8 protein-coding genes are annotated in these 11,662 nt (G+C 57.3%); 5 read left to right on the forward strand and 3 right to left on the reverse strand.

Features of this window, described 5'->3' with window-relative positions; translation table 11 throughout:
- From tnpC to H8A95_RS37645, 5 genes are all read left to right on the forward strand, one after another.
- On the forward strand, window positions 1-1,591 hold a 1,591-nt coding region (gene tnpC, locus H8A95_RS37630), incomplete at its 5' end, for an IS66 family transposase (RefSeq protein WP_229187665.1).
- A 96-nt stretch (window positions 1,592-1,687) separates the two neighbouring features.
- Entirely contained in the window at window positions 1,688-1,975 is a 288-nt protein-coding gene (locus H8A95_RS44280) for a flavin reductase family protein (protein ID WP_338028046.1), read from the forward strand.
- A gap of 1,173 nt (window positions 1,976-3,148) precedes the next feature.
- The gene (locus tag H8A95_RS37635; RefSeq protein WP_229166842.1) at window positions 3,149-3,577 is read left to right on the forward strand and encodes a hypothetical protein; all 429 of its coding nucleotides are present in this window, start codon (window positions 3,149-3,151) and stop codon (window positions 3,575-3,577) included.
- Between the two features lie 714 nt (window positions 3,578-4,291).
- Window positions 4,292-6,325: a squalene--hopene cyclase gene (shc, locus tag H8A95_RS37640; RefSeq protein ID WP_229166841.1), complete on the forward strand. Its 2,034-nt coding sequence runs from the start codon at window positions 4,292-4,294 to the stop codon at window positions 6,323-6,325.
- A gap of 85 nt (window positions 6,326-6,410) precedes the next feature.
- Window positions 6,411-6,773 carry a hypothetical protein gene (locus H8A95_RS37645; RefSeq protein WP_229166840.1) on the forward strand — a complete coding sequence of 121 codons (363 nt, stop codon included), beginning with the start codon at window positions 6,411-6,413 and terminating at the stop codon, window positions 6,771-6,773.
- Between the two features lie 343 nt (window positions 6,774-7,116).
- On the opposite strand, the gene H8A95_RS37650 is transcribed toward H8A95_RS37645, so the two are convergent.
- The 3 genes from H8A95_RS37650 to H8A95_RS37660 form a co-directional block, all read right to left on the reverse strand.
- Window positions 7,117-7,503 (reverse strand): response regulator transcription factor, encoded by a 387-nt coding sequence (locus H8A95_RS37650; RefSeq protein ID WP_229166839.1) that lies wholly within the window; start codon window positions 7,501-7,503, stop codon window positions 7,117-7,119.
- A gap of 94 nt (window positions 7,504-7,597) precedes the next feature.
- The gene (locus tag H8A95_RS37655; protein WP_229166838.1) at window positions 7,598-8,275 is read right to left on the reverse strand and encodes a response regulator transcription factor; all 678 of its coding nucleotides are present in this window, start codon (window positions 8,273-8,275) and stop codon (window positions 7,598-7,600) included.
- Window positions 8,272-10,944 (reverse strand): PAS domain S-box protein, encoded by a 2,673-nt coding sequence (locus tag H8A95_RS37660; protein ID WP_229166837.1) that lies wholly within the window; start codon window positions 10,942-10,944, stop codon window positions 8,272-8,274. The genes H8A95_RS37655 and H8A95_RS37660 overlap by 4 nt, the downstream gene beginning before the upstream one ends.
- Between the last annotated feature and the right edge of the window lie 718 nt (window positions 10,945-11,662).

Genomic DNA, 11,662 nt, shown 5'->3' on the forward strand with positions numbered 1-11,662 from the left:
CAAGCCCACAACGCACGAGCTGGAATCACTGATCGCGGCGAGCGCGGCCGAGATCGCTGCGCTGAGGGCCGAGAACGAGAAACTCGCGCACCGCGTCCTGCATCTTGAGGAGCAGTTGCGTCTGGAGCGCCTGCACCGCTATGCGCCGAAGAGCGAAAAGCTCACGGAGCGCATCTTCAACGAAGCCGAGCAGGCCGCCGCTGAAAGCCGGGACGACGCCGATGTCGAGGCGGTCGCCGTGCCGGACACGGGATTGCCGGAGGCTTTAATGCCGGCGCCGAAGAAACGCGGCCGCAAGCCGCTGCCTGAAGATCTGCCGCGCCAGCGCGTCGAACATGATCTGGGTGAGGATCAGAAGGACTGTCCGTGCTGCGGCCAGGGAATGCATCGGATGGGCGAGACCGTCACCGAGCAGTTGCACATCGAGGTGAAGGCGTCGGTGCTGCAACATGTGCGGTTCAAATATGCCTGCCGTCACTGCGAGCGCACCGCGCTGAACACCCCGATTGTGACCGCGCCGATGCCGGCGCAGCCGTTGCCGGGCAGCGTCGCCACACCATCGACGCTGGCGCTCGTGCTCGCCAGCAAATACGTCGACGGCACGCCGCTGTATCGTCTGGCGGACGCACTGGGGCGCGCCAACGTCAGCATCAGCCGCGGGACGCTGGGCAACTGGGTGATCCGGTCGAGCGAGTTGCAGCTGCAGCGGGTCTATGACGCGCTACAGCAAAAGCTCAGGGCGCAGCCCCTGGTCCACGGTGACGAAACCTGGGTCCAGGTTCTTAAAGAGGACGGCCGGGACGCACAGGCCAAATCCTTCATGTGGGCCTATCGCAGCGGCCAGGACTGCGCGCAGCCGGTCGTGCTGTTCGATTACCAGCCCGGTCGCGGCCAGGAACATCCGCAGGCCTTCTTGGCCGGCTATAGCGGCTTGTTGATGAGCGACGGCTATGACGCCTGGCGCACGCTGACAGGCGCGACGCATCTCGGCTGTATGGCGCATGGGCGCAGGAAATTTACCGACGCGCTCAAGGCCAGGAAAAAGCCTGGCGGTCCGCCATTGCAGGCGCTCAAGTTCTTCGAGGCGTTGTATGAGGTCGAGAGGGTGGCGCGCCAGACCCCGCCCGAGGGCGAAACGCGCGCCGAATATCGCTTGCGGCTGCGCCAGCAGCATAGCCTGCCGGTATTGGCCGCCTTCCGGACGTGGCTCGACGACCAGGCGCCGAAGGTCCTACCCGAAAGCTTTACCGGCAAGGCGATCGCCTATGCGCGCAACCAATGGGACTATCTGACCCGCTACACCAGTGACGGTCTCGCCCCGATCGATAACAATGTTCTCGAGCGCGACATCAGGCCGTTTGTCACCGGAAGAAAAAGTTGGCTGTTCAGCGACACCGTTGCCGGCGCCAGGGCAAGCGCCGTGATCTACAGTTTGGTGCTGACATGCCGGGCCTGCGGCGTCGATCCCTATGCATGGCTACGTCACGCGCTCACTGAATTGCCCCAGCGTGCGCCCGACGCCGATATCGAAGATCTGTTGCCGTTCAACTGCACCGCTCAAAAAAAACTGCCAGCTGAGAGCAGCGGCTGACGGTCGAACGCTCAGGGTCAATCAAGCCGTTCCGATGATCCGCTGGGGCCCGGCGTCACACGACGCCGCGGCCACCCGCGCTCGCAGTGCAGAAAAATAAGCGCTTACAGTTCTGTAACTTCGATCTGCATGGAGCCTCCCTATCTGCTGGTCGCCATCAACGCCAGTTCCGAGACGCATGACGTGATATTCGCCAACAACAATTTTGGAGTGAGTTCTCTGCGCAGTGATCAGGAAGACCTTGCGCTGCGGTTTGGGGGGCGGGATGGCGCGAAAGGAGTTCACCGCTTCGTTTCGGCGCGGTGGAATCAGGGCATTCTCGACGACCGCTTTTGCAAAGCGCAATGTTTACGCTCGAGAGCACCTTGCATGACCATAAGGTGATTGGCACGCATACCATCTTTGTCGGACGAATTGTCGCGACCCGGCCAGGCCAAGGCGATCCGTTAATCGTTGATCAACTTCCGAGGTACGCTTCGAACCATACCGGAAGATTGAATGCATTTTGCACGCAAGGTCCGAACGAACAGCCGGCTCAATCGCTTCGAAGACCGCAATGAGGGCAGGAGCAAATGGTCATAGAATACTCGCCCGAAGGCGGCATACGGTTGGTGGACCCTTTGGATTTTGACGGATTCAAACTCGTTCTGAAAGGGCCCACTTGCTCCCAACACTCAAGCCTTGAGGGGGATTACCCTCGTTGACCAAGGCAATGCGCTGGTTCTGTCGACTTGGTGCCTACGCTGCCCGGTTGCCCCAAGGAAAGCAAAGCCTGGCAAATGGCCTATGGCAAGATGGTGGCGAGCGCTCGCGAGCACGGCTGGATTGACGTCGACGCAGATGCGATTCATCGATTCACGCACACATCGAAAGAAGGTCCTAAGGTCGGAGACGCTATAGCTCATTTCGAAGAGCGACGCAGATCTGTCCTGCATGATTTGCGTCGACACCTACTAACATTGATAGCTCCGGTACTGCCGGCAAGCGAGTAACATCAGTTTCCGCCGAACAGGGCCACTCTCGACCGGTAACAGGTTGTGAGCCAAAAGTATCGTCGCGGAACATCATGGTTGGGACCAGGTGGATCGCATAGCGGCTTTATGTCTCCTCGCTCGAGCCGCGCGGGCCTGCCGCATCGCCTCTACCAGACGCTGCGATGATCGCTGCCCCGCGTGACGTGCCCCCGGGACGACCGGACAACGCGGACGCTAATGCGGAAACACCAGAAGGCGACGTGCCTTTTTTGCTCGTCGCGACTAGCCTGATTTACGACCGCCCTACACTCGTTTGGAACGTCGCGGCTCACGCACCAAATCCTGCACCGTTGTGTCCTGGTCCTGGTATTCGCTACCGCCGTCCCAGTTCACACGAGCGGCGAACGGACTGCTTCAGGCTCGCGCCAAATGGTTGAGATCGTCCAGCTTTCTTGTCGCGTTTTCCACGTCCGGTTGTAGACATTCCATACGACCAGGCCCGAGGGACTTGAATCGCACGTAACGTTAAATTGTACGTTCTTGAGGTGGCGAGTCTCTGACTGTATCGAGGTAAGGATTCCGAATGTCTCAAATTGAAAGACTGACGCCACAAGATCTCATCTTGATACTGAATCCCGACATCTGGCTTGCCGATATGATTATGCATCGATCGTCAACTGCGGCGCTGTTTTTGGCGAACGATAGTGAAGGACCGGGCAATCCAGAACCGAGACCATATGCCCGCAGCGATCGGCAGCGCCTGAGAGAGTCTGCGCGGGTCCACCGTTTCACACATCCGAACGCAAGCCCCTTTGTCAGCCGGCGTGCGCCTCCGAAACCGGTTTGGCGAACATGCTGCTCACGGCGGCCGATGAGCAATGGTATGGTGCCGTTATCGCGCAAATCCGTGACGATCGGTCTGACTGTTGAGAGTTTCAACCGGGGTAGGTTGAAAGAGCCGCGCATCATAAGCGGTGCTTCGATCGCTTGGCAGATCGGAGCAGCAAAGTGAAAGAAAACGATGGCGCCAGGAAGGTTCTCTTGATCGATCATACTGAGGGGCAATGCCGGGCCATTGTCGGTTTCAAAGATGAGGATGAGAGAGAGGCCTATATGTGCGGCGAGCCTGTACTTAGAAAGCCAGGCAAGAAGAGTTCTTCGTGGTGCGCTTATCATTACGGACAGATGCACTCAACATCCGTTGAGCAACCCTCAGCGCGGAATGAAGCGTCCGGATCTGCAGCTCTCAAGGGCCCTTCACCGAAACAATCGTAACATCGTCTGACTGGCGTTTTCCGGCTGAGATAGTCTTACGATCGTCCGCATCTGAAATGCGTATCGACACAATAGCTTCACTATCAGCAGAACTTCTGAAGAATTTCAGGAGCTCAGGAGCCTGATCGCGCATGGCCGATCCAGGGGAACGGAAATGAATCTGGCCACACTGATTGAGCGTAATGCGGCGTTCGCTCCCAACAGGCCGGGGATCCATTTCGAGCCGCTGCGGATGCCGATCCGCTACCCACGCTGATCACTGCGGACGTGGAGCTCATACCGGGTTACACTGAACCGATGCTAGCTCCTAAGAATTGCGCGGAGAGAGTGATGCCGCCGCAGTCCCTTGGGAGCGCAATTTCGGTCGTTCGATATCAATAGAGCTTTTTCTTGTGAGCCTTCATATCACGCTCTAAGCGTACAGCTCGCGCAACTGCATGCAGAAAGCACCATGACTACAATTGGTCCCAATCTATCCAACCGACTGTCTAGGTCCATCCAGGGGGCGATCGACTGGCTCTGGAAAGCCCAAGATCCGTCAGGATTTTGGGTTGGCATGGTTGAATCGAATTCGACGATTGAGGCCGAGTGGCTTTTGGCCAGCTATATGCTGGGCTTCGAGCTGCCTTCAGAGAAAAATATCATCAGGGCCGTATTGCAGCGGCAGCGGCCTGACGGGTCTTGGGCAACCTACCCTGGCGCACCCGATGGCGACATCAACTCGACTGTGGAGGTTTACGCGGCGCTTCGAGCAAAGGGTTTCGATCCCAATTGCAGCGAATTGGTTCGCGCTCGCGCATGGATCTTAGACCACAACGCTATGAGAGACCTCCGAGTATTCACGCGGTACTGGCTGGCTATGGTTGGCGTTTGGCCATGGGAATGTACACCCAATCTACCCCCGGAAATTATTCGCTTGCCGCTCTGGTTTCCGTTCAATATCTACAATTTCGCTCAATGGGCGCGCGCGACCATGGTTCCTCTAACAATCGTCGCGGCACGCAAGCCTGTTTGCCCGCTCCCTGGCGGCAGCAAGCTTGAAGAGGTCTTTCCATGCTCCTATGAGAATTTCGATTTCTCGATTCCTGCCAAGCGTGCGCGCACCTTCTCACTCGAATGGCTCTTTTTGAAAATTGATCGCTGCCTTCACAAGGCGCAGAGATTGAAGCTGATCCCCTTCCGTGAGAATTCCATCAAGCTGTGCCTTGAATGGATTATTCGGCATCAAGACGCGGATGGCGCGTGGGGAGGTCTCCAACCCCCCTGGATATATGGATTGATCGCGCTGATTAACGAGGGGTACACGATGGACCACCCAGTGGTGTCCAAGGCGATCGCAGCGCTGGGCACACACTGGAGCTATGATCGAAATGGGGGCACTCACATTCAGGCAAGTGAATCTCCGGTATGGGACACGCTACTGGCGATCCTTGCGCTCCACGAGGCAGGCGCATCCGCGGATAGCACAGAAGTTCGCAAGGCGCTGGAGTGGACTCTTAATCAGCAAGTTCTTGTTCCCGGAGACTGGGCTGTGAAGAGTAAGAACGCTCGCCCCGGTGGATGGGCCTTCCAACGCGCCAATAATTACTATCCCGATGTGGACGATACCGCGGTTGCTCTGCTTGTGCTCGGAAAATTGCGAACTGGTACCGGCGAGCTAAGGCAGAGAGTTGAATGCGCGATCGAGCTGGGACTCGAGTGGACGCTGGCCATGCAGTGCGGCAACGGCGGTTGGGCTGCCTTCGACAGAGACAACGACAAGGAAATTGTTTCAAAGATACCATTCTGCAATTTCGGCGAGGCAATTGATCCGCCGAGCGTCGACGTCACGGGCCATGTCATAGAAGCCTTCGCTGCGCTCGGATACGACAAGAGCCATCCCGCTATTCGTCGCGCTCTAAACTACATCCGAAGCGAACAAGAAGAAGCTGGAAGCTGGTTCGGTCGCTGGGGCGTCAATCATATCTACGGCACCGCAGCCGTTCTGCCGGCGCTAAGGGCGATAGGCGAGGACATGACGCAGCCCTATGTACAACGCGCCATTGTCTGGATCCTATCGAGGCAGAATGACGACGGAGGATGGGGTGAAACATGCGCATCTTACATGGATCCTGAGCTTCGAGGACGGGGACCGAGCACGCCGTCGCAAACAGCGTGGGGTCTCATGTGCCTCCTATCTGTGAATTCAACCCCTGAAGTCGACGCGGCGGTTCGGAAAGGTGTCGAGCATCTCTGCGCAACCCAGAAGAGCGATGGAAGCTGGGACGAGGATCACTATACGGCGACCGGCTTTCCGGGCTACGGGATCGGCGCTCGAACAAACTCGACCGCCGAGGAGATTGCAAAGCGCTTACAGCAAGGTACGGAGCTATCACGCGGATTCATGTTGAGCTTCAACATGTACCGACACTATTTCCCTCTGCTGGCCCTGGCGCGAATCTCTACAGGTCCCCCTAGTTATGGAACAAGAGTGTCGGACTTCTGAGAATGGAGGGCGGCGACAGCATGAAAGAGTTCGACGTCGAAAGATGGCGAGAGCTTTTCCCGGGCGGACTGGGACTATCTCTACTGTGGATTCTCGAGTCGTTCATCCGCTTGTCGAGAACGCCGGCGATATCCTGCTTGAGCATCAGCTTCGAATGGACGGTGAGAGGCCGTTGCTCAATTTGCGTCCGGCTAATCCAGAAGCAAGAGCCCGTGCGGCAAAGATGGGGTTCGTCGAGGTTGATGCCGACAACATGGTTCTCGACCCAGAGAAGTCAGGCAATTGGGTAAGGAACGATGATGGTGATTGGCAGAGAAGAGGCACCGCTGCGCGGTATCTTTCAAAAGCTGACGACAGCGAAGGCAGTGATACCGAGATCGCAGAAAGCTCTTCAACTTACGATTACGAGGACGATTTCAATGTGACAATGGGATCTGCTGGAAAATAAGCATAGATCTGGTCCTGTTCCTCGCGCGATCTCCACTACGCTCGGCGGTCTTTTGCGGCTTACAATCAGCGGCAAGATTGTTCTGGCCAGCCTGACCGCCTGGCGGGCAGGTCACGGACCAACAACGCAATTAGAGATTGCCCGCTGCCGATGCCGCCTGATTTCGGAGAGTTTGTTCCAGAAGATCGTAGCGGTGTGATAGATCTCGACATTCAGCGCTTAAATTTGGCTTGGGCGAGCTCAGGGTGGCAAGCCGAGAAGGGGGCCAAATGGACCTATTAAAGAGCCCCAACCCGACCTCAGCGGAGTCTAACGACAGCGCAGCGGCGGCCGGCTGATCGTTTCAGATGTCTCCGTCGCCGCCATTCTCCTCCAGTGCAGCATCAAGGCACTCGATCAGGGCATGTCCGGTGAAGGGCTTGGCCAAGAATCCAATCGCTCCCGCGCTCAGGGCTGAGGTGCGCACGCGATCGTTGGGGAACGCAGTAATGAAAATGAACGGCACGCTGTAACCTCTGGTCCGCATTTCTGCCAGCAGGTCCAAGCCGCTCATAACGGGCATCTGCACATCCGTAACTACGCAGGAGGTTTCGCTCAACCGCGGTGACCTCAAGAACTCCTCAGCCGACGCAAATGTTTGGACGATATAGCCACGCGATTTCAAAAGGTTATCTGTCGCCGCACGGACCGACGAGTCGTCGTCAACGACAGAAATCAAAAGCGTGGACAAGACAAGCCCTCCTGACGCGGGGATAGCGACTGCCGAAGGATTAGCCGCCATGGGCGAAAAAGTGAGCTTGAGTGGTTCGATTGTAAAATCATACTTAGGTTTGTTCAGGGCGGTTAGTGCGGATTCCCAGCGTCTCAGTCATTCTGATCAAATCCGCCAGCGACCGGGCACGCATCTTTTTCATCACGTGTCCCCGGTAGATTTTGACCGTAATCTCGGCGAGCCCCAGCTCGGCGGCTATCTGCTTGTTCATCAGGCCGGTAGCTACCAGTTTCATCACCGCCTGCTCGCGCGGGCTCAAGGTCTCAAATAGGGAATTCAGCTTCGCGATGGTCTGCTCGTCCTCCCGCCTTTTGCGATCGCGTTCGGTCGCTGCGACTGCGGCGTCCAGTAGTTCCTGATCGCGAAACGGTTTGGTGAGAAAATCGACCGCTCCACCCTTCATAGCCCTGACACTCATGAGAATGTCGCCATGGCCGGTAATGAAGATGATGGGAATATGAATGTTCAGCCTGGCCAGCTCGGTCTGGAACTCAAGGCCGCTCAAGCCTGGCAACCGGACGTCAAGAACCAAGCAGCTAACAACGTCCGGAAGTGTGCTTTGCAGCATTTCGCGGGCCGATCCGAATGCAACGACGTCCAGGCCCACGGATTGAAAAAGGTTCGTGAGCGACCGACGCATCGAGAGGTCATCTTCGACAACGAAGACAATCGCATTTGCCGAGGCCTCGACCTTGCTGCCTTCGCGCTGGGAGTTAGAGCGTTCGCTCACGACACGACCTCCTTGTGCAACGGCAGGTCAAACCGAAAGCTCGCCCCCGGCCCCTGCTTGCGGACTATTGAAAGGCGCCCTCCATGAGCTTCCACAATCGAGCGGCAGATCGAAAGACCCATGCCAAGGCCACTCGATTTTGTCGTGAAAAAGGGATCTAAAACTCGGTCGGCGTCATTCTCGGCGATGCCGACGCCACTATCGGTCACGGCAACCCGCACGTGCCCCATATCGTCCTCAGAAGACTGAATCACCAGTTCGCGCGTCCGGTCCGTAACTGCGTCCATAGCTTCGATCCCGTTCATCACCAGATTGATAATCACCTGTTGCAGCTGAATCCGGTCTCCGAGGATTGCGGGCAGCGCTGCCGTCAGCTCGGTTTTCAGTGTCACTTGGTGGCTAATCAGCTCACGTGTCACGAGCGCAATGACGTCCTTAACGACGTCATTGATATCGAGCGGCAGCATCTCGATCTCGCCTTTCTTCGCAAGTGCGCGAACGCGACGGATCACCTCGCTTGCTCGGATTGCGTCTTCGATTATCCAGTCAACCGATGAGCGCGCGGCGGAAAGATCAGGGGTTTCGCGGTTCATCCAACCGAGGCACGCGTCGGCGTTGTTGATAATAGCCGCGAGTGGCTGGTTGATTTCGTGGGCGATGGAGGTCGTCAGCTCTCCCAGGGTCGTTACACGCGTCACATGCGCAAGCTCTGCCTGTGCCTTTCGCAGCTCTTGTTCGGCTTGATCTGCGCGAATGATAGCCGTGATGTCAGTGCTGACGCCGCGGTAGCCGAGAAAATGACCGTTGATATCAAAAAAAGGCTTGCCACTCGTTCGGACGTAGATCGGAGATCCCATCCGATTGACGGTGCGGTAGACCAGATCCCGAAACGGCAGATGTGCCTCCAGCCTCGCCCGATGCTGCCGCCACTTCTCGGGTTCTTCTTCGACGTCGCACGCAATGTCCCAGCGAAGCATACCCATCAACCCTGTCGCCAAGATTCCCGCAGCGCTGGTGTGCTCGGACAAGTGGGTGACCTGATGATCTGGCCCGGTCTCCCAGAGCCAGTCGGAAGCTGTTTCGGCGTAGTCGCGAAAGCGCTGCTCGCTTTCGCGCAGCGCGGCAAGTGTGCATTCTAAACGTTCCCTGGCTGCGTATTGCTCAGTGACATCCATATGTGTTCCGATGAGTTCGCTGACATTGCCGTCGCTCCCAACCACGACATGGGCCACGGAATGTATGTGCCTCATTGAGCCATCTGGCATAAGGATTCGGAAATCGTACGCGAAGCGCCCGTCCTTGCCTTCTCTGGCCAGTTGCTGCATCTCCTTAAGTCGCGGCAGGTCGTCCGGATGGATACGCGACCGAATGGTCTCTATCGATACCGTCTCTTGCGGATCAAAGCCAAACAGACGATCGACCTCGGCGGAGCGATAGATAAAATCGAGACCGTGGACGTCCCAGGACCAACTACCCGTGTGACTGAGATGCTGGGCTTCGGCCAGATAGGCCTCGCTGCGGCGCAACTGCTGTTCTGCTTGTCTTGCAGCCGTGATATCCGTCGCTGCCCCGACAAACTCGATGTCACCAGTCGCGTTTCTCGTGGCGCGTGCCCGCGCATGGATATGCTTCACCGACCCGTCCGGCAGCAGTAGCCGGTATTCATGCTCGAAATCCCTTGGATACCGCATTGCTTGATCGATAGTCTCCTGGACCGACGCCCTATCGTCCGGATGCGTACGCGCGACGACCAGTTCCGGCGCCGGAACCGTTTGCGGGTCCAACTGGAGAATTCGAAAAATCTCCTTTGACCAAAAGGCCTCGCCGGTGGCGACGTTCCAACCGAAGCTGCCTGTATTGCTCAACTCCTGCGCCTGGGCCAAATGTGCTTCGCTTCGCTGCAGGGCAAGTTCGGTCCGCTTTCGCTCCGTGATATCTTCGCAGGCTATGAGGACAACGGGCCGATCATCGGCCCAAAGCATCGCTTTGGCGTTTTCACGTACCCACAATACCGAGCCGTCTTTCCTAGCTTTCTGGGCCTCCCAGGTTTGCGATTGAGTGATATCTTCAAGGCACGTCCGAATGCGTTTGCGAGCGAGCGCGCGATCCTCCTCCAGAAAGACTCCCAGGACGGATTGACCGATCAGTTCGGAACGCGCATAGCCGAGTTGTGTCGCGCCGAACGTATTGACGTTGAGGACGGTACCGGCTTCATCGACCATGACGTACATGGACGGATTGTGCTCAAAGATTGCGCGCCACCAATTTTCACGGTCTTTCAAATCGGCAGCGCTGCGCCGGAGCTCGGCTGCAGTCTCACGCGCGGCCTGTCTTTCCTGGCGGACCTTTCCATTCAGGTGCGTTCCGACAATCGAGACAGTAAAGAATGCGACAGCCACCAGAAGAGCTTGAGGGTCTTCGATCCGCAGACTGAACGCCGGCGGCGCAAAATAGTACGCCAAAGCAGCGATAGCTAAGATGGAAAGCGCGGACGATGCAATAAAGCTGCCGATCAACGAAAACAGCAATATCACCAGCAAATAGCCGAACGCCGTCTCAGCGAAATGCGTTTGAAGGTACAAGGAAGCTAACGTCACTACCGCCAGCGTTATGCTGCCGAAAGTAAACTGCGTGGCTGAGCGTTTGAAATTATTGATTTGGTTATACATTCTTGGATCGTCCGGCCTTTCTCCGGCGGAAGAGCTATAAATGGGGCAAGCCTTTCGGCCCCAACAGACGCGCGCCAACGGTTCCGGGTCAATTGCTTGCAGCTGAACTCAGCACATGCCGACGAAAGGCGCATTATAAACGTAGGTATAGTTGTTCTAAACCCATCAATATAGCGCGCTGACATGCGTACAACCGAGTCTGAGATGTCCGTGTTCCTTCCCTGCCGATAATCGCTTGGCGGGCGCTCGAGGCTGTGGAGGTCGCAGCCGAGCACAGCTGCGTGGCCCTAAGGCACGTTCCAACGACGCGGACGACGGCTACATCGTATCCGTCCGACGGCGACTTTATCGAGGGCCTCCCATACGGGTACGGCCCCGCGCTGAGGTGGTGGGTCGAGAAAGCTTAGCTGCTGCATAGCTGTCCTCCGATTCCGGTGGTAGGACATTATGCGCGGCATCCAATTGCCGCAGCAAAGCGTCGACGATTCGTGCAGCAGCTCGGCGTAGGAAGCCAGGAATGCCGCTCGAGCGCATTGCGGGCTTGCACGCGGCAAATGTTGTGCGATAGGCAGATCTGTCCACGCGGCCGGTACAAGGGCACGGGTACCATCGGGCAGCACAAGCGTCAGATGAAGTTCGCCGCGTCGATGACACCAGCCAAGCACATTAAGCGCAGATCCCTCAAAGGGATGGCGCGACCGAACGATGGTTACCTGAT

The sequence above is a fragment of the Bradyrhizobium oropedii genome (genome assembly GCF_020889685.1).
In the GTDB taxonomy this organism is placed as follows: Bacteria; Pseudomonadota; Alphaproteobacteria; order Rhizobiales; family Xanthobacteraceae; genus Bradyrhizobium; species Bradyrhizobium oropedii.

Coding starts and splice junctions, on each gene's coding strand:
- shc (WP_229166841.1), top strand. CDS start 4,292: ATGACTACAATTGGTCCCAATCTATCCAACCGACTGTCTAGGTCCATC.
- H8A95_RS37635 (WP_229166842.1), top strand. CDS start 3,149: ATGTCTCAAATTGAAAGACTGACGCCACAAGATCTCATCTTGATACTG.
- H8A95_RS37660 (WP_229166837.1), bottom strand. CDS start 10,944: ATGTATAACCAAATCAATAATTTCAAACGCTCAGCCACGCAGTTTACT.